21 protein-coding genes are annotated in these 21,025 nt (G+C 67.0%); 8 read left to right on the forward strand and 13 right to left on the reverse strand.

Translation table 11 applies throughout. The annotated features are described in order from the left end of the window. Window positions 1–15 precede the first annotated feature (15 nt). From KU884_RS01930 to KU884_RS01940, 3 genes are read right to left on the reverse strand one after another with little or no spacing between them, the layout of a single operon-like run. Entirely contained in the window at window positions 16–693 is a 678-nt protein-coding gene (locus KU884_RS01930) for a DUF6064 family protein (RefSeq protein WP_167781037.1), read from the reverse strand. Further along, entirely contained in the window at window positions 693–1,658 is a 966-nt protein-coding gene (locus tag KU884_RS01935) for an aldo/keto reductase (protein ID WP_167781038.1), read from the reverse strand. Before KU884_RS01935 ends, KU884_RS01930 begins: the two co-directional genes overlap by 1 nt. Before the next feature lie 60 nt (window positions 1,659–1,718). After that, complete coding sequence (locus KU884_RS01940; protein ID WP_167781039.1) at window positions 1,719–2,636, reverse strand: diacylglycerol kinase family protein; 918 nt, start codon at window positions 2,634–2,636, stop codon at window positions 1,719–1,721. A 156-nt stretch (window positions 2,637–2,792) separates the two neighbouring features. Here KU884_RS01940 and KU884_RS01945 point away from each other — a divergent pair, with 156 nt between their 5' ends. Then, the gene (locus tag KU884_RS01945) at window positions 2,793–3,815 is read left to right on the forward strand and encodes a serine hydrolase (protein WP_167781040.1); all 1,023 of its coding nucleotides are present in this window, start codon (window positions 2,793–2,795) and stop codon (window positions 3,813–3,815) included. Here the strand turns inward: KU884_RS01945 and KU884_RS01950 are convergent. Further along, complete coding sequence (locus tag KU884_RS01950) at window positions 3,803–5,404, reverse strand: sulfatase (protein WP_167781041.1); 1,602 nt, start codon at window positions 5,402–5,404, stop codon at window positions 3,803–3,805. The genes KU884_RS01945 and KU884_RS01950 overlap by 13 nt on opposite strands. A 105-nt stretch (window positions 5,405–5,509) precedes the next feature. Here KU884_RS01950 and KU884_RS01955 point away from each other — a divergent pair, with 105 nt between their 5' ends. Next, the gene (locus KU884_RS01955; protein ID WP_167781042.1) at window positions 5,510–7,042 is read left to right on the forward strand and encodes a glucan biosynthesis protein; all 1,533 of its coding nucleotides are present in this window, start codon (window positions 5,510–5,512) and stop codon (window positions 7,040–7,042) included. Then, complete coding sequence (gene mdoH, locus KU884_RS01960) at window positions 7,032–8,945, forward strand: glucans biosynthesis glucosyltransferase MdoH (RefSeq protein ID WP_167781043.1); 1,914 nt, start codon at window positions 7,032–7,034, stop codon at window positions 8,943–8,945. Before KU884_RS01955 ends, mdoH begins: the two co-directional genes overlap by 11 nt. 4 nt (window positions 8,946–8,949) lie before the next feature. Here the strand turns inward: mdoH and KU884_RS01965 are convergent, their stop codons facing one another. Beyond that, on the reverse strand, window positions 8,950–9,522 hold the full coding sequence (locus KU884_RS01965; RefSeq protein WP_167781044.1) for a cytochrome b: 573 nt from the start codon (window positions 9,520–9,522) through the stop codon (window positions 8,950–8,952). A gap of 53 nt (window positions 9,523–9,575) precedes the next feature. Here KU884_RS01965 and KU884_RS01970 point away from each other — a divergent pair, with 53 nt between their 5' ends. Further along, window positions 9,576–10,433 (forward strand): MBL fold metallo-hydrolase, encoded by an 858-nt coding sequence (locus KU884_RS01970; protein ID WP_167781045.1) that lies wholly within the window; start codon window positions 9,576–9,578, stop codon window positions 10,431–10,433. Between the two features lie 19 nt (window positions 10,434–10,452). On the opposite strand, the gene KU884_RS01975 is transcribed toward KU884_RS01970, so the two are convergent. The 4 genes from KU884_RS01975 to KU884_RS01990 are packed head-to-tail and all read right to left on the reverse strand — an operon-like array spanning window position 10,453 to window position 14,910. Continuing rightward, window positions 10,453–11,346, reverse strand: coding sequence for a homocysteine S-methyltransferase family protein (locus KU884_RS01975; protein WP_167781046.1), 894 nt, complete (start codon window positions 11,344–11,346; stop codon window positions 10,453–10,455). After that, window positions 11,343–12,575, reverse strand: a complete 1,233-nt coding sequence (locus KU884_RS01980) for an MFS transporter (RefSeq protein WP_167781047.1) — start codon at window positions 12,573–12,575, stop codon at window positions 11,343–11,345. The genes KU884_RS01975 and KU884_RS01980 overlap by 4 nt, the downstream gene beginning before the upstream one ends. Next, window positions 12,572–13,207, reverse strand: coding sequence for a TetR/AcrR family transcriptional regulator (locus tag KU884_RS01985; RefSeq protein WP_254432145.1), 636 nt, complete (start codon window positions 13,205–13,207; stop codon window positions 12,572–12,574). Before KU884_RS01985 ends, KU884_RS01980 begins: the two co-directional genes overlap by 4 nt. A gap of 11 nt (window positions 13,208–13,218) precedes the next feature. Beyond that, window positions 13,219–14,910, reverse strand: coding sequence for a BCCT family transporter (locus KU884_RS01990; RefSeq protein WP_167781048.1), 1,692 nt, complete (start codon window positions 14,908–14,910; stop codon window positions 13,219–13,221). Between the two features lie 384 nt (window positions 14,911–15,294). Here KU884_RS01990 and KU884_RS01995 point away from each other — a divergent pair, with 384 nt between their 5' ends. Further along, the gene (locus tag KU884_RS01995) at window positions 15,295–16,191 is read left to right on the forward strand and encodes a LysR substrate-binding domain-containing protein (RefSeq protein ID WP_167781049.1); all 897 of its coding nucleotides are present in this window, start codon (window positions 15,295–15,297) and stop codon (window positions 16,189–16,191) included. 116 nt (window positions 16,192–16,307) lie between these two features. Here KU884_RS01995 and KU884_RS02000 read toward each other — a convergent pair whose 3' ends face one another. Further along, the gene (locus KU884_RS02000) at window positions 16,308–17,102 is read right to left on the reverse strand and encodes a LytTR family DNA-binding domain-containing protein (protein WP_167781050.1); all 795 of its coding nucleotides are present in this window, start codon (window positions 17,100–17,102) and stop codon (window positions 16,308–16,310) included. A gap of 120 nt (window positions 17,103–17,222) precedes the next feature. Here KU884_RS02000 and KU884_RS02005 point away from each other — a divergent pair, with 120 nt between their 5' ends. From KU884_RS02005 to KU884_RS02015, 3 genes are all read left to right on the forward strand, one after another. Further along, complete coding sequence (locus tag KU884_RS02005) at window positions 17,223–18,452, forward strand: DUF418 domain-containing protein (RefSeq protein WP_167781051.1); 1,230 nt, start codon at window positions 17,223–17,225, stop codon at window positions 18,450–18,452. Between the two features lie 239 nt (window positions 18,453–18,691). After that, window positions 18,692–19,234: a peptide-methionine (S)-S-oxide reductase MsrA gene (gene msrA / locus KU884_RS02010; protein WP_167781052.1), complete on the forward strand. Its 543-nt coding sequence runs from the start codon at window positions 18,692–18,694 to the stop codon at window positions 19,232–19,234. Beyond that, window positions 19,231–19,590: a hypothetical protein gene (locus KU884_RS02015; RefSeq protein ID WP_167781053.1), complete on the forward strand. Its 360-nt coding sequence runs from the start codon at window positions 19,231–19,233 to the stop codon at window positions 19,588–19,590. Before msrA ends, KU884_RS02015 begins: the two co-directional genes overlap by 4 nt. A gap of 94 nt (window positions 19,591–19,684) precedes the next feature. Here KU884_RS02015 and KU884_RS02020 read toward each other — a convergent pair whose 3' ends face one another. The 3 genes from KU884_RS02020 to KU884_RS02030 form a co-directional block, all read right to left on the reverse strand. After that, on the reverse strand, window positions 19,685–19,891 hold the full coding sequence (locus KU884_RS02020; RefSeq protein ID WP_167781054.1) for a hypothetical protein: 207 nt from the start codon (window positions 19,889–19,891) through the stop codon (window positions 19,685–19,687). Between the two features lie 226 nt (window positions 19,892–20,117). Continuing rightward, window positions 20,118–20,288: a hypothetical protein gene (locus KU884_RS02025; protein ID WP_167781055.1), complete on the reverse strand. Its 171-nt coding sequence runs from the start codon at window positions 20,286–20,288 to the stop codon at window positions 20,118–20,120. A 443-nt stretch (window positions 20,289–20,731) separates the two neighbouring features. After that, a complete protein-coding gene (locus tag KU884_RS02030) occupies window positions 20,732–20,917 on the reverse strand; it encodes a hypothetical protein (RefSeq protein ID WP_167781056.1) in 186 nt (61 codons plus the stop codon). Window positions 20,918–21,025 lie beyond the last annotated feature (108 nt).

Here is a 21,025-nt window from a genome sequence, read left to right on the forward strand (position 1 = left end):
GCCCGTGCAGGTGAACTACCGGTTCTGAACATGGTTGTCCTGGCCCGTTGAGGAGCGTCTGCCGGGCGGCAGAATGCCGGGTAGCAGGAACAGCGCCACCGCCGCCGCGACCACCACCCAGTCCAGGTGCCAGTGCAGTGCCACCGCGGAATAGCCGGCCGCCGCCGCACCGGCCAGGGGGATCAGCGCCAGCAGGGCAACCGGCCAGCCGGGTTTTCGCGTCAGCAGCCAGCCACAGGTGAAAAGGAGGGTCGGTTCCGGGGCCAGGCCCACCAGGCGGATCTCCGGCCAGCCATCGCGGAGCACGGCCTCGGCGCCGGGCATCACCAGCAGGGCCACCAGCATGAGCGTGACGCCGCCGCCTACCGCCGCCGGTGATGCCCGCGGCAGGCCGGGCCGCGGGGCCACGGCCGCCAGCGCTAGCAGCACTGCCTGGGCGGTATAGGCCCACTGAAACCACTGGGCGCCGAAAAACAGGGGCTCCATCCGGTCGCCGTAGAACACGGTGCCGATGACCAGCCAGCCCAGCGCGAGCATCAATGCCACCAGTCGCGGTATCCAGCCGGAGCGTTCATCGGCCACCGCAAGCACTACCAGGATCGCCGCCAGCACGGCGAGCATGGCCGCCCACCAGAGCTCGCCGTTCATGCGGGCGACGACGCTGAAATAGACGTCCAGCGAATAGGGCAGCATCAGAGCCCTTCCAGGTGCGTGATCATGGCCTGGCGCCTGTCCTCGTCGGGCATCGGGCCGCGCATGGCGCCCATGTTCTCGCGCATGTGCTCCGGTTGTGACGTCGCCGGAATGGCGCAGGTGATGGCTGGGTGGGAGATGATGAACTTCAGGAAGAACTGCGCCCAGTTGTCGATGCCGTACTCTGCCGCCCAGTCCGGCAGGGGCTTGCCCTCCACCCGGTCGAACATGCTGCCGCGCCGGAACGGCCGGTTGGCGATCACGGCAATGCCACGCTCCTGCGCCAGCGGCAGCAGACGCCGCTCCACCTCACGGTCGAGGACGTTGTAGGTGAGCTGGACGAAATCCAGCGGCTCGTCGCGCATGATGCGCTCGAGTTCGTCGTGGCGGCGGCCGTGGGAGGTGGTGATGCCCGTGTAGCGGATGTCGCCGTCGTCCCTGCGGGCACGGATGGTCTCCATGTGCTCTTCCCGGTTCACCAGGTTGTGGACCTGCATGAGGTCGAAGCGCTGGATACCCCACAGGTCCAGGGAGTCGTCGATCTGCGCCCGGCCTTCGGCCGTGCTCCGGGTCCAGATCTTGGTGGCGGAGAACAGGCCCTCGGTGTCATTCAGCCGCTCCAGGCAATCGCCGAGTACGTCCTCGGCGGTGCCGTACATGGGCGAGGAGTCGATCATGCCGCCGCCCATGTCGAAGAAGATCTCCAGCACCTCCGTGAGCCGGTCGCGCATGGCCTGGGCCGGACCGACATTGAAGGTGACGTAGGTGCCCATGCCGATGGCGGGGATGGTTTCGTCGGTGCCCGGGATTTCGCGCCGGAGGATGGCGTCCGCCGCCACGCGGGTGGAGGTGCCGGACAGCAGCGCGATGGTTGCCCCGGGGAGCGCACGGCTGGCGGTCGCGCCGCCGAGGGCGTGTCCCAGTTGGCACAGGAAGCGGCGTCGTTGTGGCCGGTGTGTGGTCATGGGCTGTCCTGCAAAGCGGCTGCAAGCAGCCTCAAGTCTCCGATCGGCCGGGGCGGGGCGTCAATGCGGGGTTGTCAGCATCCGCAGCGCCCGGGGCAAGACGGTGGCCTGCAGTTCCCTGGCGGTATAGGGCTCGCCGTCCAGTTCCGTCACCCATGGGTCGCCATCGGTGGTGACGACCCGCACGGAGGCGCCACGGGTGCTGGAAATAAAGGGCGAGCGTAGATGCCGGCCCAGGTACAGGGCCGGGATCCAGGGCAGCAGACGCCATGGCGACGCGCCGGCCACCACCACGCAGTCCAGGAGGCCGTCATCCATGTGTGCCTCGGGAGCGATGCGCATGCCCCGGGCGAAACGCGGGCCGTTGGCCAGAGCCACCAGCCATGCCGCACCCTCGTACCATGGCCTGTCGTTCACCGTCACCCGGCACTGCCTGGGGTGGCTGCCCAGCAAGTGCCGCAGGGCAGTGACCAGGTAGCCCAGGCGGCCGTGGCGGCGGTGGCGGTTGACTTCCCGGGCCACCTCGCCGGACAGGCCGATGGAGCCGATGTTGGTGGCATAACGGACTTCGCCGTCCAGCGCCAGGCGCAGTGCATCCAGCTGGCGGACACAGCCGCGCTCCATCAGGGCCATGGCCCGGTGCGGGTTACGGGGCAGGCGCAGGGTCCGGGCCAGGTCCGAGCCGGTGCCCATCGGCACAAGGCCAATGTCCACCTGCCCGCCCAGGCCCCGGGCCAGGACCTCGTTGACCAGCAAGTGGAAGGTGCCGTCGCCGCCGACGGCGATGATCCGGCGGACGCCTTCATCCAGCCGCGCGCGAAGCTGATCGGCGCTGTCCGCCGCCGATGCCGTGTGGATGGCATCCCGGGTCGGACCTGCGGCGCGCTGGTTGCGGTTCCAGAACTGCCCGGCACGCCCGCCGCCCGCGTGCGGATTGACGAAATAGAGGGTCGATGGGTGGGCCGTTAGCGTTGCCATGGTGTTGTTCGCTTGCTGTCCCCGTTGCGGTTATATCATTGACGCAGGTTTTCCGGGTCAGCTGCCGAGCCCCGCTCGGCAGGAAAATCAAACCAGCTGCAACCTCCGCGGCCGCCAACGGTCTCAACCTGGCGTGTAACTGAATGGAGGATGGCGATGCGCTCGGCTCACCTGCTGACCGTCTGCCTGCTTGTTTCCCTGGCAATCACCGTGGTCAGTGCGGACGTCGCAGCCGACCCCGATCCGTCCCTGGCTGATGCCGAGGACGCCTTTGCCGCACTGGAGCGCTCCCGCGCCATGCTGGTCCTGGTGGACGGCGAGCCGGTGATCCAGCGCGTGGTGGACGGGCCGGATCTGGAGACGCCGGTCAACATCAAGTCCCTCTCCAAGGTGGTCATCGGCGCCCTGGTGGGGGCCGCCATCGATCGCGACGTTTTCGCGGGAACCGGGCAGCCGGTGAGCGAGCTGTTGGGGGAGCGCGTGCCGGAGGATGCCGACGCCCGGGTCAACGACATCACCGTGGGCCATCTGCTGTCCATGCAGTCCGGCCTGGCACGGACCTCCGGGGCCAATTACGGGGCCTGGGTGGCCAGCGACGACTGGGTGGCCTATGTGCTCCGCCGGGAGTTCGTGGATGAGCCCGGTGGCCGCATGGGTTACTCCACGGGGAATTCCCACCTGCTCTCCGCCGCGCTGGTGGAGCAGACCGGCGAGAGCACCCTGGCCCTGGCGCGCGCCTGGCTGGGTGCGCCGCTGAACATCGCCATTCCCGACTGGCTGCAGGATCCTCAGGGCATCCACTTCGGTGGTAACGAGATGCGCCTGAGCCCCCGGGCTTTAGCCCGATTCGGCGAGATGATCCGGCATGATGGTGCCCTGGATGGGCGCCAGGTGCTGCTGGCGGACTGGATCGAGGCGTCGCTGACGCCCCGCACACGCTCGCGGTTCAACAACGATCTCTACGGCTACGGCTGGTTCATTACCGAACTGGAGGGCTACACGGCCTACTATGGCTGGGGCTTCGGCGGGCAAATGCTCTACGTGATCCCGGAGCTGGAACTCACTGCGGTGATGACTTCCGATCCCACGCCGCCGTCCTCCGGTACCACCTATCTGCGCCGGCTGGAGCAGGTGGTCAGCGAGCACTTGATTCCGGCGGTGGCGGCTCAGTCGTCCTGAGGGGCTGTGCCGAAATCCTCCCGCAGCCACCCGCGCAGGCGATCCATGCCGGCCAGGCCCTGCTCTGTGACCGGTGTGCCGCCGGTAACGAAGCCGCGTTCCCGGAACGGCTCCAGCAGCGCCGGGTCGCCGCTGATGACGTGCACCGGCACCGCGGGACTGGGGTACTCCCCGGTGATCAGCTGTGCCGGCTGGTGGTCGCCGAGGACGATCAGGAGCGTGTCCTCGTCCACGTACCGCTCGGCATAGCCGGCAGCCACATTCAGGGCGTAGTCCACCGACAGGGCGAAGTGCGCGCGCACCCGGTCGTGGTCCCGCCACAGCTGCTCCGGCGTCTCGCCCTTGCCTTCCCACTGCCGGAAGATCTCGCCGTCGCCGATGCGCTCCCAGGCCTCGATCACCGGCAGGATGGGCACCCAGGGCGCGTGGCTGCTCACCAGGGCCAGCATGCCGAACACTGGTTGCTGCGCCGGCTGGCGCAGGGACTGCTCGAAATACCACCAGGTGTACTGATCCGGCATGGTCACCCAGTTGAACGGTGGCCCCTGGTAGGGGATATCGCCGGCTTCCCGGGTGGTGTCGAAGCCGTACCAGCTCCCTTCCGGCCAGTCCTGGGTGATGGCCGGCATGATCTGCATGGTGGTGTGACCGGTGGCCTGGAAATCCTGCACCAGGGTGTCCCGTTGGGTGTTGAGCATGAGCTCGTAGCGCAGCTGGTTCTCGATCCACAGTCCCGAAAGGGTGGCCGCGTGCGCCAGCCAGGACTGACCACCGAACATTGGCGCATCCAGCGTGCCGGTGACCATGTGCAGGCCGGCGTTGTCCACGCGCTGCTCCAGATCTATCAGCCGCGGGCGGATCACTGGCGCGTAGCGGTCGTCGAACACCGCCGAAACACCGTAGGACTCGATGAACCCGAGGATTACGTCAGTGTCCCGCAGCCCGTCCAGTGGGCGCGCAGCATCGCTGTCGTCGGCGTCCAGCAGGGCGGCAAACGCCCGGCTTTCATGGTGGGTGCGGGCGGCCCATTGGGCCTGGTCGGCGATCATGGTCACGCCGGGGGAAATGGCCCGCGGCACCACCGGCGAGGTGTGGAATGTCACGATGCCGGCGATGCCCGCCGCCAGCAGCACGACGCCACTGGTCCGCCGGACGGGGCCGGGCCCGTCCGCGCGCAGCAGTGCGAGCAGCACCGTGCCGCCGGCCCAGAGGGCCAGCAGCGCCACGACCAGAGCCGCCAGTGCACCCATGGCCAGCAGCGGTGGCAGGTTGCCCACCGCCAGGTCGTACACTGAGGTGATCAGCGGGTAGTCTAGGTACAGGTTCAGTGGCCGCGACAGGCTCATGCGCGCCAGCGCATCAATGGCGGCCATCAGTGCGAGAACCAGCAGCACGGCACCGGTCACCAGTGCTGCGACCAGGGTCCAGCGGCGGCGGGGCAGCAGCATGAACGCGCCCGTGAGCGCCAGGGCCTCGAAGGCCAGCACGTTGGGGCCGAACCCCCAGTGCCGCGGGATCTCCAGCGCCAGCAGGAAAACGTTGAGAACGCCCAGGACCAGCAGGGGTGTCAGTGCGTAAACCGGCGGCATGGCTAACCTTGTTGTATGGGCGCGGGTCGGGCTCGAGCGGCGAGCATGGCTTCGCTGTTCGTGTATCATTATTGTATAATTTAGTGAACGCTACAGGATAGAGCCATGTTCCGCTGCCGCGCCCGATCCCTGTTCGCAGGCCTTGTGATCCTGCCTGCCACCCTGACCGCTCAGGACGGGCATTTCCAGTCCGTGATCGAGCGGGCTCAGCAGCGCGCAGCGGACGACTACGCGGCCCCCGTGGGTGAGGTACCGTCCGCGCTGGCGGAGATGGACTACAGTGCCTATCAGCAGATCCGCTTCCGCCGGAATGCTGCCCTGTGGGCCGAGGATCCCCACGGGTTCAGCGTCCAGTTCTTTCACCCAGGCTTCCTGTTCACCGAACCGGTGACCATTCACGTGCTGGACGACGGAAGCAGCCGGGAAATCCCCTTTGATCCCGACCTGTTCCGCTACGACCGGCAGGCCGCGGAACTGGAGAGCGAGGCCGTCGCAGCCGAGGGATTTGCCGGTTTCCGCCTCCACTATCCCATCAATGATCCGGATGTGGACGACGAAATCGCGGTGTTCCTGGGCGCGTCCTATTTTCGTCTGGTGGGCGAGGGGCAGGTCTATGGCCTGTCCAGCCGCGGGCTGGCCATCGATACGGTGACCGCGGGGAGTGAGGAGTTTCCCGCGTTTCGCAGCTTCTGGCTGGAGCGTCCGGCGGACGATGCCGATGCGGTGACCGTCTACGCCCTGCTGGACAGCCCCTCGGTCACCGGCGCATACCGGTTCCGCATCCGCCCGCAGCCGTCGCTGAGCGTTGACGTGGACAAGCACCTGTTCGCCCGGGAGGACGTGGATAACCTGGGGGTGGCACCCCTGACCAGCATGTTCGACCACGGCCAGCCGGGTATGACCCGCCGTGACGACTTCCGTCCGCGGGTCCACGACTCCGACGGCCTGCAGGTGCTCACCCGGGCCGGCGAGTGGATCTGGCGCCCGCTGATCAATCCTGCCCGATTCCGGGTTACCCAGCTGCGGGACAGCGGTCCGGCAGGCTTCGGTCTGTTCCAGAGGGAGCGCGATTTCAGCAGTTACCTGGATCTCGAGGCGCAGTATCACCGCCGCCCCAGTCAGTGGGTCGAGCCCGTGGGAGATTGGGGCGAGGGCGGTGTGGAACTCGTGGAGATCCCCTCCGATGGTGAGACCAACGACAACATCGTCGCCTACTGGGCACCGGACACGACGTTCCGGGCCGGCGAGCAGCGCCACTACGCCTACCGGTTGCTGATGCGCGGCGAGCAGCCGCCCGATCATGCCAGCCCCCGGGTGATCCGCAGCCGCACCGGCTGGGCCGCCACCCCGGGCGAACCCGATCCGCCGCCGGAGAGTGTGCGCCGCTTTGCCATCGATTTCCATGGTGAGGCACTGGGCGATGCCAATGTGGACGAACTGGAGGCCGGCGTGGAGGCGAGCCGCGGTGAGGTCACTGATATCCGGGTGGTCTCCCTGCCCGAGCCTGACACGGTCAGGGTTACGTTCCGTCTGGCTCCCGACGGCGATCACGCCGCGGACATGCGCGTTGTCCTTGCCAACGCGGAGGGGCCGGTGAGCGAAACGTGGAATTTTGTCTGGTATCCCGATGAGCTGTAAGCGCGAACAAACCACCGTGGACGCGGGAGCCCTGAGGTTGACCTGCCCTGCCGTGCGTCTGCGTCGACGCCTGCTGGCCGGAGTGGTTGCAGCCACGGTGGCGCTGGCGGCAGGCGCGGTATTGACCCTGGTGGATCCGGGTGCAGTGGGGCCTCTGCAGGCGGTGTCGTTGCTGCTGTTCCTGGTGCTGTTCGCCTGGATTGCCCTGGCGTTCTGGAGCGCTTTCATCGGCTTCGTGCTGGGGCTGTCGGGGCGTGATCCGCTGTCCCTTCGCCGCCGGGTTCCGGGAACGCCGGGCACCGCTGATCCACCCCTGGTCAGCCGCACGGCGCTGGTCATGCCCGTTCACAACGAGGACCCCCAGCGCGTGGTCCATGGGCTGGCGGCCACCTGTGAGTCGGTGATCGCCACTGGACAAGGGGCGGCCTTCGACGCCTTCGTCCTCAGCGACACCACGGACGCCGACATCGCCGAACGGGAGCAGGCGGCGGTGGCGGAGCTGCGCCAGCGGCTGCCGCGTGACTTCAGCGTCCATTATCGTCGACGCCCCGACAACACCGGCCGCAAGGCAGGGAATATCGCCGACTTCTGCCGCCGCTGGGGTGGCCGTTATGACTTCATGGTGGTCCTTGACGCTGACAGTCTCATGGCCGGCTCCACCTTGGTGACCCTGGCGCGCACCATGGAGGCGAACCCCGGTGCCGGGCTGATCCAGACCGTGCCGGTCCCGGTGCGTCAGCAGACCCTGTTCGGGCGGCTGTTCCAGTTCGCCGGCGCGGTGCACAGCCGCATGCTGGCCGCCGGCATGGCGTTCTGGCAGGGCGATGCCGCCAACTACTGGGGGCACAATGCCATTCTGCGGCTGCGGGCCTTTACCGCCCACTGCGGCCTGCCCACCCTGCCGGGGAGCCCACCCCTGGGCGGGGAGATTCTCAGCCACGATTTCGTCGAGGCGGCGTTGATGCGGCGTGCCGGGTGGGGCGTCTGGGTGCTAAGCGACCTGCAGGGCAGCTACGAGGAGCTGCCGACGACGCTGCTGGATTACGCCAAGCGGGACCGCCGCTGGATCCAGGGCAACCTCCAGCATCTGCGGCTGCTGGGGAATCACGATCTGCATCCCTTGAGCCGGCTGCACTTGTTCCTGGGTGCATTCACCTATCTGGCTTCGCCGCTATGGCTGGCGCTGCTGGCCCTGACCAGCATCGATGCGGTGCTGCGCTCCGGTGGTGGCCTGCTGGCCGTCGCCGGAGAGGGCGCCGGTGGGGTGGGTTCGGCGACGGCCCTCGCATTGCTGATCGTCACCGTCCTGCTCGTGCTCGCCCCCCGCGTTTTCGGCCTGGTGCTGATCGTGACGCAGGCCGGCGCCGGGAGCGGCCGGGTGCGCCTTGCCGCAAGTGGTGTACTGGACGTGGTGTTCTCGGTGCTGATCGCCCCCGTGCTGCTGGTCCTGCACGCCTGGTTCCTGGTATGCATACTGAGTGGCCGGGCCACCGTCTGGCGGGCCCAGGCGCGTCAGGGGCGGTTGCTGTCCTGGCGGCAGGCCTGGGGCTACACGGGGGCATTGCCGGTGTTGGCACTGGTCTGGGGTGGACTGCTCGTGTGGCAGGCGCCGGCGCTGCTGGTGTGGTTGCTGCCGGTGCTGCTGCCCCTTCTGGTCGCCCCGGTGATGACGCGGTTCACCAGCAGTGATGCTCTGGGCGGCAGCCTGGCGAGTGCCGGTTTCCTGCGCGCGCCGGACGAACCTGCCGCAGTCGCCGTGCTTGCGCGCTTGTGTGCCCATGAGCGGGCGCCCCTGCGTCTTTCCAGGGCGCCCGCCAACCACCCCACGGTGCCGCCGGAAACGCCCGAGCCGATGCCCGTTCAGGCGCTCAGTGCCCTCGCGCTGCCCTTCGCTCCGCGCTGACGCATCAGCCGAACAGGCTCATGCGCTGCATCACTCCGTCGCGGCGGATACGCCAGTGATACAGGGCGCCGGTGATGTGCAGTAACACCAGCGCGAGGATGATCCAGCCCAGGGTGGCGTGCCAGAAGAACAGCTGTTCTGACAGGGCGTCGTTCTCGCCGATCAGCCCCGGCAGGTGCCAGTGGAAGAACTCCACCGGGAAGCCGCCGGCGGCCGTTGCCAGCCAGCCCACCACCGGCATGGCGATGAGCAGAACATACAGCAGCCCGTGCACGCTCTGGCTGAGCATGCGCTGCCAGCCCGGCAGGGGGCGATAATACTCCGGTTTTCCGCGGGCGATGCGCAGCGCCAGACGGGCCACCATGAAGATCAGAATGAGAATGCCCACGGTCTTGTGCGAGGTGTACAGGGTGTTGGTCATGGCCATGCCGAAGGTGTCCCGGGCACCCTCGAAACCCAGGAACCCCAGGGTCATGCCGGCGGAGAGGCTGCCAATGACCAGAACGGCGACGAGCCAGTGCAGGATGCGCTGCGACAGGTGGTAACGCTGTGTAGCGACTTCGGCGGTGTACTTCATGGGTGCTCCCGGCGTGCATGGTTCGGTGATCGTCTCCACGGTATGCTTCACGCATGAATGACAGTCAACAGCAAAGTGAACGGGTGGTGGTCGGCGAGTTGCACCGGGTGAACCCGGTGCTGGCCCGGATAACAGCCCCGAACCCGGGAATGATGACCGGCCCGGGCACCAACACCTGGATCGTCGGCGGTGAGGACCGGGTGGTGGTGGATCCCGGACCTGATGACCCCGGCCACCTGGAGGCCGTGGTTGCCGCGGGTGAGGGGCGCATACGTGCCATCCTCGTCACCCACGCCCATCCCGATCACTCCCCGGGCGCCCTGCGCCTGCGCGAGATGACCGGTGCATCCATCATGGCCCATCCCGCGGAGCTCACCGGTATCCGCGACGAGGGCCTGGATGCGGATCAGGATCTGGACGAGGGCGACCGCCTGGATGGCGACGACTTCACCCTGCACTGCCTGCATGCGCCGGGCCATGCCTCGGATCACCTGTGTTTCCTGCTGGAGAATGACCGCATCCTGCTGGCCGGAGACGTGGTCATGGACAGCAATACGGTGGTCATCAGTCCGCCGGACGGCAACATGACTGATTACCTGGCCACCCTGGAACGGCTCCGTGACCTGGATGTGGATGCCATTGCCCCGGGACACGGCCGTCTGCTCAGGCCGGCGGCGGCGGTGTTCCAGGCGGTGATCGACCACCGCCTGGAGCGGGAGCGCATGGTGCTGGACGCGGTCCGGGCCGGCGACACCCTGATCCAGGACATGGTGGCGCGCATCTATACCCATGTCCCCGAGGCGCTGCAGCGCGTGGCCCGGGGATCTGTCCAGGCCCACCTGGAGAAGCTCCGGGTCGACGGCCTTGTCAGTGGTGAAGGCCAGGGACCCTGGCACGTACCGGGTGACTAACCTTTTCGCCCCCGAGATTCTACCCCGCTGCGCTCAAACGCTCGGCGATCGCTGCGATATGGGCGGGGCCCACCTCGCAGCAACCACCGACGATGCTGGCGCCCTGGCTGATCCAGCCCAGTGCGTGGTCGGCGTAAGCGGCGGGATCGAGATCCTTGCGTGCCTCCAGCACATCCACCGTGCCGCCCGGCTTCAGGGCATCCACGGACGTGAACGCGTTGGCGTAACCGCCGAACGGCACGCCGGTTTCCGTCAGCACGTCCATGGCAGTAGTGACCGCTTCAGGCACGGAGCAATTGACCAACAGGTGCGTCGCGCCCACGGCCACGACCTGCTCGGCCGCTTCCGCGAGGGATTCGCCGGAACGCAGGCGCGTACCGTCCCCGTCATCCACCGTGAACGACACCCACACCGGCAGGCCGCTTTCGGCGGCGGCGATGGTCGCCGCGCGCGCCTCGCGGGCCAGGGACATGGTCTCGCAGAGGAAGAGATCGACGCCGCCGGCCTGCGCCGTGACCATCTGCCGGTAGGCCTCCAGGCAGGTGGCGTCGTCCGGCGCGATATCCGGACTGTAGCTCGCCATGAGCGGCGGCAGGCAGCCGGCAATGCGCACATCCTTGCCGCTTTCCTGGCGGGCCTTGCGGGCAGCATCCAGTGCTGCCGCGTGCAGCGGCCCGAACAGGCCGGGCTCACCGTCGCGTGCCAGGCGCTGCGGCGTGGCGCTGTAGGTGTTCGCGGTAATCACCTGCGCCCCGGCATCAATGAAGTCGCGATGGGCCGCCACCACCAGATCCGGTTCATCCAGCATCACCTGGGCGGACCACAGCGGTGACACCGGGCGGCTGCTGCGCCGTCGCAGTTCCTGGCCCATCCCCCCATCCAGCACGACGATCGTGTTCCCTTCCGGGTTCATGATTCCGGTCTCCTTCTTTCTGCTGCGGATGTCGCGGGAGTTCGCGACCCGGCGGCCGCCTCCTCGGCAACCGCATCGTTGAGTGTGCGCGGGTAAAGAAACGAGCCAGCCGCAACCATGACCGCCAGCATCGCGAACACCATGAATGCCTCCGCATACCCGATGCCGGCGATGGCCGAACCCACCAGCGGGGACCCCACGGCCTGGCCCACCGTGATCGCCAGGAAGGCAATCACCGGCCCGAGGGACGGGCGCTCGCGCAGCAGCCGGATCCCCGTGACCAGATACAGGCCGGTGAGCGTCATGAACGCCCAGCCGAACACCGCCGCCGACACCACGGCGATCCCGAAGTCTCCGGGAGCGGCTGCCACCAGGGCGGTTGCGCCACCCAGGGCAGCCAGCGCGACCGCCTGGGTTGCCGGCGCGCCGAAGCGGTCGCCGAAATCGCTGGCCCAGGCGCCGGCGAGTCCCGTGATGCCGACCACCAGCCAGAGGTAGCCGGTGAGCCGCTCCGGAAGGCCACCGATCTCGACGACCAGATCGGGCGTGAAGATCCAGTACGCGGACCCGGCCACGCCCATGGCGAAGCAGAACGCAGTGAGCCGCAGCACCTCGAACCAGCGCTCTCGCGGGATCGGCGTGGGGGGGGCCTCCTGCTCCTCGCTGGCGGGGGTGTGCGAGGGGATCAGGGCAAGGGCCGCCAGCACGCCCAGTGCCGCGAGCACCGCGAAGGAGCCGTAGGCCAGACGCCATGCCCCGCTCAGCAGCAGCACGGCCGGAACGCAGACGATCAGGCCGACGCTGGTGCCGGCGTTCATGACGGCGTTGACGCGTCCGCGCAGATCCGCACGCACGGCGACCTTCGCGCCGGAGGACAGCGCCGGCATCATCAGGCCGGTACAGACGCCGCAGGCGAAGACGCCGGCGCCGAGAACCACGGCGTTACCCGCCTGGCTGATCAGGGTGAGACCGGCGAGCGCCAACATCCCCGAAAGCGCTGCGGCCCGGCGCGGCCCCAGGCGGTCGGCGACCAACGGTGCGACCACGCTGGCGAGACAGAAACTGACAAAGGCCAGCGACCCGACAACGCCGACCGTGTCGGCGGACAGCCCCAACTCCGCGCGGATCGATGGCACGAACAAGCCGTATGCATAGCGGGCCAGCCCGAATGCGATGGCGATCAGTCCGGCCCCGAGGACGGCATATCCCGTGGAACCAACCGCTCTCATGCCTGCTCCTCGGTGGTCGAGGCGAGCACGGCGGGCATCATTGCCCGCAGATGGTTGTTTACGGTGGCCGCGCCGAGAACCGGCACCAGCGCATCTGCGCCTTCGAGGATCACCAGCAGGCGCTCTGCCATGCCGGCCTCGTCCACCATGCCGTCCCGGGTCAGTGCGTCACCGATCACCGCGATCAGCTCGTGCTTGAGCCGGCGTCCCAGGTCAGAGATCGCCGGGTGGTGGTGCTCGAATTCGCCAATGGCCTTGATGACGATGCAGCCGCGGTTCGCGGTGGTCTCCAGCCACCGGCAATGCACCTCGACCAGTGCCGTGACCGCTTGACCCTTCGCGGCCCCATCCATGGCGCCACGGAGTTCGTCGAGGTAGCGGGCGAATCGTCGATCGAGCACCGCCTCGATCAGTGCTTCCTTGGAGGAGAAATGGTTGTACAGCGTCATCCGGGCGACACCCGCTTCCACGACAACGCGGTCGACGCCGGTGGCGTGGAACCCCTCCGCATAGAAAAGCCGCTCGGCCGTGTCGAGCAGAACGTCACGCTTTCTGGCTGGCATCTCGGAACTCTGAATTTGATAGAACGATCTATATAATTTTGAGGGCGGCGCCGGCATCATGTCAAACATGGGCGTGCTGCTCACGTCGCTTGCGCCGCCCGGGTGCGTCGCCGGTCGGGCAAGGGCTCGCTCATCAGTCCCCTGACCAGCGCGTAGCACGCGACCATGAGCACCAGGGTGAAGGGTAAGCCGGTGGACACTGCGGCACTCTGCAGCGCTTTCAGGCCACCGCCCAGAAGCAGGGCGATGGCGATGGCGCCCTCGATGATCGCCCAGAAGACGCGCTGTGGCTTGGGCGAATCGACCTTGCCGCCGGCGGTAATGGAGTCGAGCACCAGCGACCCCGAGTCCGAGGAGGTCACGAAGAACACCACGACCAGGATGATGCCCACGGTGGAGGTGATGGCGGCCAGCGGCAGCTGTTCGAGCATGACGAACAGTTGCAGCTCCAGGTCGGCGTTCTGGACCCCCTCGAAGCCGTCGCTGATCACCTGATCGATGGCGGTGCCGCCGAAGGCGGTCATCCACACCACGGCCACGAGGGTCGGGACCAGCAGCACGGCAATCAGGAACTCGCGCACGGTGCGGCCACGACTGACCCGGGCGATGAACATGCCGACGAAGGGCGACCAGGAGATCCACCAGGCCAGGTAAAAGGCGGTCCAGCCCTGGGTGAAGTTGGCGTCCTCGCGGCCGAACGGGTTCGACAGCGCCGGCAGATGGACCACGTATGCCGTCAGGCTCTCGAGCAAACCGGTGGCAATCACCAGGGTCGGGCCGGCGACAATCAGGAAGACCAGGAGCAGAAAGGCCAGCCCCAGGTTCAGCTGCGACAGGCGTCGCACGCCCCTGTCCACGCCTAGCAGAATCGAGGCCAGGGCGATGGCGGTGATGCCCGTGACCAGCAGCACCATGCTGGCGTCGGTGTCGGGCACGCCGAACAGGTAGCTGAGCCCCGCCGTGGCCTGGGACGCCCCGAGACCCAGCGACGTCGCCAGGCCGAACAGGGTTGCGAATACCGCGAGGATGTCGATCACGTGGCCCGGCCACCCCCAGACGCGCTCGCCCAGCACCGGATAGAAGATCGAGCGCATGGTCAGCGGCAGGCCCTTGTTGAACGCGAAAATCGCCAGTGCCAGGCCGACAATGGCGTAGCTTCCCCACGGGTGTATGCCGTAGTGCAGGATCGTCGCGGCCATGCCGAGCGAGGTCGCGGCCTGCGCATCGCCCGCGGCAGCCGCCAGCGGCGCCCAGTCGGTACGCGCCCCGTTCTCCGTGGTGGTGCCGTCCAGGGCCGTGCCGAAGTGGGTCAGTGGTTCGGCAACGCCGTAGAACATCAGGCCGATGCCCATGCCCGCGGCGAACAGCATGGCGAACCAGCCAAGGTAGCTGAACTCGGGCCTGGCATCGGCTCCGCCGATCCGTACCCGGCCGAGTGGCGTGAAGATCAGCGCCACACTGACCAGCACGAACAGGTTACTGCCCAGCAGGAACACCCAGCTCAGATTGCTGGTTACAAAGCCGAAGATGGCGTCGAAGACCGGCTCGATCTCGGCCTGCAGGGCCAGCGTCAGGATGACGAATACCAGGATGACCAGCGACGACACGGTGAACACCGTGCCGTGCAGGTCAAGGTTGAGGCCCCACTTGGTCACGGCGACGTTGTCCTGGCCGATGACGTAATCGGTGTCCACCGGGTTGGCCGCGCCTTGCGGAGCGGGCACACCCGCGCTGGTCGTGGTCGCTTCCGGCGCCTTCTCATCGAGCGTCATACGATCTCCTCTGTATGCCTCCCAGATCATTGCGGTACCTGATGGCCATCGCCGTCACCGCCGGACTTGCCGCTGCAGCCGGCGCCGTCGACAGGCGGCCGCGATCCAGCGCCCCACAGCACGTATGAGCCGAAGTGGCGGCATCGCCGGCATATACACGTCGGGCGTGCGCGGCATGCTGTTCCGTCCCCGCTCGGGTCGGGCTTCGCGATTGACGTTACTCATGTCACACCTCTCTCAGGTCCGCCGCGTCATGCGCGGCGCAATGCTTTCTACGCTGTGATGCTGAGATCGCGATCTCCGGGAGATGGTCGCGTGGACTCATTGATCAAACAAACGAAAACATCTACAGTCAATTTTCAATTTTTCTGAATGATGTGGGCCATGACCGAGCCGAGCGCATCGCTGAACCACCGCACGCTCCCCCTGCTTGATGCGGATGTCTTGCGAACCTTCGTAACCATCGCCGAGAGTGGGAGTTTCACCCGCGCCGCGCGGCAGGTATTCCGCACACCCTCGGCGCTGAGCATGCAGATCAAGCGTCTGGAGGAGACCCTGGGCCAACCCCTGTTCGTGCGCGAAGCACGCCAGGTGCGCCTGACCCCTGAGGGTGAGGTGCTGTTGGGCTACGGGCGCCGCTTGCTCAAGCTGAACGAGGAGGCCGTCACCCAGTTCCTTGCGCCATCACTGGAGGGACGCGTGAGCTTCGGCACCACCGACGTTGTAGGCTCGCGCATTCTGCCCGGGGTGCTGGCCCGGTTCGCCCGGTCGCACCCGGCGGTGCAGGTGGATGTGGTGGTCGGGAACACCGCCACCATGGTTCAGCGTCAGGAGGAGGGCGAGCTTGATCTCGTGCTCATTACCGTCGGCAACGACGGACAGGAGCCACCGGGCGAGATCATGCACAGTGAGCCGCTGGTCTGGGCAGGGCGGGAAGGCGGCATTGCCGCACAGCGTGCGCCGTTACCGGTGGCACTGGCCAACCACGGCTGTGTCTGGCGTCGTGCAGCCCTCGAAGCGCTTGACCGCGCAGGGGTGTCCTACCGCATCGCCTATACATGCGAGCACTGTGCCGGACAGGAAGCCGCCATGCGTGCGGACCTGGCGGTGTCGCCGTTTCCACCCAGCCTGATTCAGCCACCGCTTCGCAAGCTGGACCACGACGCACTGCCGGCGTTGGCGGACTACCACGTGGCGCTGATGCGTCGCCCTGGCATCGGAAGCGCTGCCGAAGCTCTTGCCGGGCACATCGTCGATGCATTCCAGACCACACATGGTTAACGTGATTCCGTAATGGAGCCCGTCAGCAGGGAAGAGCGGCGTCCCACTTCCTTCCGTGAGCCCGGAGTCGTGTCCTGAGCAGCGGGGGCGGGTATCCACTCCGGACGGTCCGGTGTTTACACGCCGTGCCTCATCCGCGCGGAATGCTCGGCGGCGACTGCGTGCCGATACGTACGTCCGACCGGGATCTCCCGGCCGTCCTTGAGAAGCATCCGCATGCGGCCCTTGTCCCGTTTGATGGCTGCAACGCCGGCATGGGCAACCCACCAGGAACGGTGAACGCGCAGCCCGATGCCGGTGAGTTCCCTTGCCGCGTCTTCCATGCGACACAGGATGAGCTGTTGTCCGTCGGTGCTGTGGACCGCGAGGTAGTGATCCTGCATCTGCAGACACAGGAGTTCGCCGCGGATCGGGCGCTCCAGGCGCTGGAAGAACGGAGATCCCGAAGGTCCCGATGCATCGGGCAACGCCTCCTCGGGCAGGGGTGCCGGCGCTGAGGTGGTGTCCTCCGCGTCGACGTCGTCCGGGGTGCTCAGATAGAACACCACCGAGAGTACGGCGCAGACCAGAAGCACCTTCCAGAAGAGGCTGAACAGCCCCTCGCCCTGCAGGCCGGCGACCGCACCCGCCGTGTGCACCACCGCGGTCGCGGGGATTGCCGCAAGAACGCTGCCAAGGAACGGCACCATGACGGGCCGAACCGGGAGGCCTCTGCCAACCCAGGCATCCAGGCGTCGAACCGCCAGGTCGCACAGCATCCAGTTGACCATGACGATACTGACCCAGTAGCCGATGCGCGTCGGCCAGGCCAGTGCGTGGAAGGTGCCGAACGGGCCGAGCAATCCCAGCACGATGCCGACCCCGGCCGGCGGTCCGAGCAGCCACGCCGCGCTGTTCAGTCGTTCACGCATCGCCAATGGAGCCCCCGCGCCGTTCACGAAAAAATTCCTGCTCTCCACGAAAGCAGCGTTGTCCACGCCGCAGGGCCCGCCTAAGGTTTCGATGAAACGCGCCACCCCGGAGTGATCCCCATGACAGCATCACCGCAACGCACGGACCGCATCGATAGCCTGGATGTCCTTCGAGGCTTCGCCATCCTGGGCATCCTGGTGATGAACATCCAGGCCTTCGCGATGATCAGCCAAGCCTATCTCAACCCGACGCTGGGCGGGAGCATGACCGGCATGGATTTCTGGATCTGGGTGGTCTCCCACGTCGCTTTCGATTCCAAGTTCCTGGCGCTGTTTGCAGCCTTGTTCGGCGCGGGAATGGTGATCATGGCCGAACGCGCCGAAGCCGCGGGCGATACCCCGTGGCGCCTGCACAGGCGGCGCATGGGTATCCTGGCGCTGATCGGGCTGATCCACGCCTACGGCATCTGGTTCGGCGACATCCTCTTCATCTATGCCGTTATCGGCGTGATCGCATTTGCCTTCCGCAGGGCGTCCATTCGGCGGCTGCTGGTCTTCGCGGCGCTTTTCTACGCGGTCCCGGTCATCGTGGGTCTGGCCATGACGGGCATGTTCTACATCATGCCCGGGGACGAGTACGACGCCATGGTGCAGGCCTACTGGCAGCCCTCAGTCGAGGCGATTGCGGGCCAGCAGGAGGCCTACCGCAGTGGCTGGTTCGGTCAGATGGCCCAGCGCGTCCCGGATGCGGCGACGCTGCACGTGCTGGCGCTGCCACTGGAGGAGGGCTGGCGGGTGCTCGCGTTGATGCTTGCCGGCATGGCGGCGCTGAAAAGCGGTCTGCTGACGGGCGCCTGGTCGGCGCAGCGGTACGCCGCCGCGGGTCTGCTGGGTGCCGGTATCGGGTTGCCCATCGTGATCGCGGGCGTGGTGTTCAACCAGGCCACCGGCTGGGAAATGAAGACCTCACTCTACCTCGGGGCGCTGTTCAATCACCTCGGCGCGCCGCTGGTCACACTGGCCTGGGTGTGTGGGGCACTCATCGTGCTCAAGCGCGGTCTCTGGCCCTCGCTCCTGGGCCGTCTGCGCGCCGTCGGCCAGACCGCCTTGAGTTGCTACCTGCTGACCAGCGTCCTGTGCGTTACCGTGTTCTACGGTCATGGCCTCGGGTTGTTCGGCCAGGCGGACCGCGTTGATCAGCTCCTGATCATGTTCGCCGTCTGGGCGGTGCTTCTGACCGTGGCGCCGGCCTGGCTCCGGCGCTTCGAGATGGGCCCGGTGGAGTGGTTGTGGCGCTGGGGTGTAAAGGGCCGAAAGCCTGCACTGCGGCGAAAGGCCGCGACGGGCTGAGCGACCATTTGGGCTCGTCGGGGTGGTCCAAGCCCGGGGATTGCTCCGCCGGGCCCAATACCCGCACTCAACGGAGGATCGGCAGCAGCCAGGACAGAAAGAGGCTAGGCAGGTCTGCCGCGAATCCTCGGGGGTGACTGTCCCCCGGGGGGAACCGCTGGCTGCGGGAGTGGTCCTCATGGTGGATAGCCCGAAATACCCAACAGCAACCGTCGGGCAGTGGCCCGGAGGAGAGCGTTATGAATGATTCCCTGGAAACCGCCGTGCTTGGCGGGGGCTGCTTCTGGTGTCTGGAAGCGGTCTTCATGGAGGTCGACGGCGTGCACGAGGTGACCTCCGGGTATGCCGGCGGGCAGCGGGAGAGGCCGACTTACGCCCAGGTTTGCAGCGGCGCCAGCGGCCATGCCGAGGTGGTCCGTTTGCGCTTCGACCCGGCAGTCGTCTCTTACGAGGCACTCCTGGATGTCTTTTTCAGCATCCACGACCCCACCCAGCTCAACCGCCAGGGCAATGATGTCGGCCCGCAGTACCGCTCTGCCATTATGCCTCAGGACGAGGAGCAGGAGCGTATCGCCCGGGAGGCCGTGCGCGCGCAGGACGAGAGCGGCGTGTGGCAGGGGCCGGTGGTGACCACCATCGAACCCGGGGTACGCTTCTGGCCGGCCGAGTCGGAGCATCAGGACTTTTTCCGCCGCAACACCTTTCAGCCCTACTGCCAGTTCGTCATCGCGCCCAAGCTCAAGCATGCGCGCGAGACCTGTCCGGCCCGGATGCGCTCGTGACGTTCCGGCGGTGTCTGCTGCTGGGTGGTCTTGCCCTGGCTGCGTCGGGGCCTGGCCAGGCCGGGCTGGACGCCGCACTGGAGGAGATCGATGCCGGCTGCCGCGAACGCGCAGCGGAAGTGGTCGCCGACCAGTGGCCCACCATCCGTGAGCAGGCGCAGGAGCGCGGCCTGGAAGTGACGCCACGCCACCGCGCCGCCCATGAGCGCGTGCTGCGCCGCCGCTGCGTCCTGTCCGAGCGCATCGATCTGGTGGAGGAATTACGTGGGGACCTGGATGAGGCGGAGTGGGAGGATTTCGGTGGCGATGAACTGCTGGACGATCTGCGTCGGGAACTCAGGCAGTTGCGGAATTAGTGCGCTGACGCTGGCTGCGTCAGCGGCGACCAGAACGCCGCGTCGGAGTGTATCCTGACGCGGCGTCGACCTGCTGATGGGCGGCCCGCCCGGATCAGCCCTGGCGGCGGGTAGCCCGCCGGCTGACGGTCCGGGGCACGCGCAGGTTGCCCATGAGCTGCCGGGCACTGGAGCGGATATCCCGCGCCGCCTGGCCGATGGCCTGATTGCGCATGTGCTCGGCCTGACGGCGGATGCGATCCATGTCCTGCTGCTGTGCCCGTACGTTGTTTACCCGGGTCATGTCGATACGATCGCGCATGGCTCACCTCCTGCCTTGGCCGATCCGTGGATTTACCCGATAGCCTAGTGCAAGGATGCCGCGCTGCAATCCGGGTCGGAAGAACAAGGGTTTTTCTTTTCGAGAAAAGGAGTTACTGCATTTTCTGGAAGGTTGGTACGAAACGCTGGGCGGTTGTTCGTGGGGGGAGGGAAACACCCGCCGGGGCACCTTGGGTGTGTGCCCCGGTTGCTGAATCGCCGGGTATTCAGGCGGCTTTCTGGCGCACCCGCGAGGTCAGAGCGCGGACGCCGCGAACGGTGCCCCGGACAGCGGCGGCGAGCACGGCGCCCCGCAGCATGTCGGCCTCCAGGCGCACCTGGGCGAGATGCGGCCGCTCGGCCGCCTGGGTGTGATGCTGGAACTGATGCTGCTGCATGACGGCCTCCTTGGAGTTGACATTGTGTACCCACCGGTGCAACGAACCCTGTCGGGCAGGCGATTCGTTCCACCACTGCGAACCGGATCATTCAGGGTGGTGCCGCGTCGGACCATCCGGAAAGTTGCGCGAAGTCTACTCGGGCCGGTGCTCCCTGCCTAGGGGGCTCTATGGCCGTTTGTCAGACTTGCGAACCAGCGCACGGAATGCCCGGAAAACTGTCCGTTCGGCGCTTCCCCGACACAAGTGTATGGTGGATGTAATTAACCGGAAAATCATCCCCTTGTGGGGCATAACGCTTATGCTTCCCGGGACCAGGTGGCCCAGAACAAGGGTTACACGGTTATGGCCGGTGCTGACCGGGATTCAGACAAAAAAAGACGGGCCACGCGGCCCGTCGAAACTTCGTAGAAGCTACGAAGGAGGAGGAGAACTGTGACGCGTCAGCCCAGGCCGTGCGGATCGCGACCGGCGCAGATGCGGATCGCCCGCTGCAGCGCCTGCTCGCCGTTGATCCGGGCGACTTCTTCGCGCAGGCCGGGCATGGTGTCCAGGATGTCGGTGGCCGGCGCCGTACGCTGCTCTGCCTTGCGCTGGCGGTGACGTAGGATCTGCACTTTGTGCTGCATGATGACCTCCCGGCCCTGCCGTTGGACATGTATGTTGCGAAGCAGCATAGCGCACCCAAGGAAGATAGACAAACCGGTCTTTATCACAACAGTTTTGCCTGCAGGTCA

Source organism: Aquisalimonas sp. 2447 (genome assembly GCF_012044895.1).
Classification (GTDB): Bacteria; Pseudomonadota; Gammaproteobacteria; order Nitrococcales; family Aquisalimonadaceae; genus Aquisalimonas.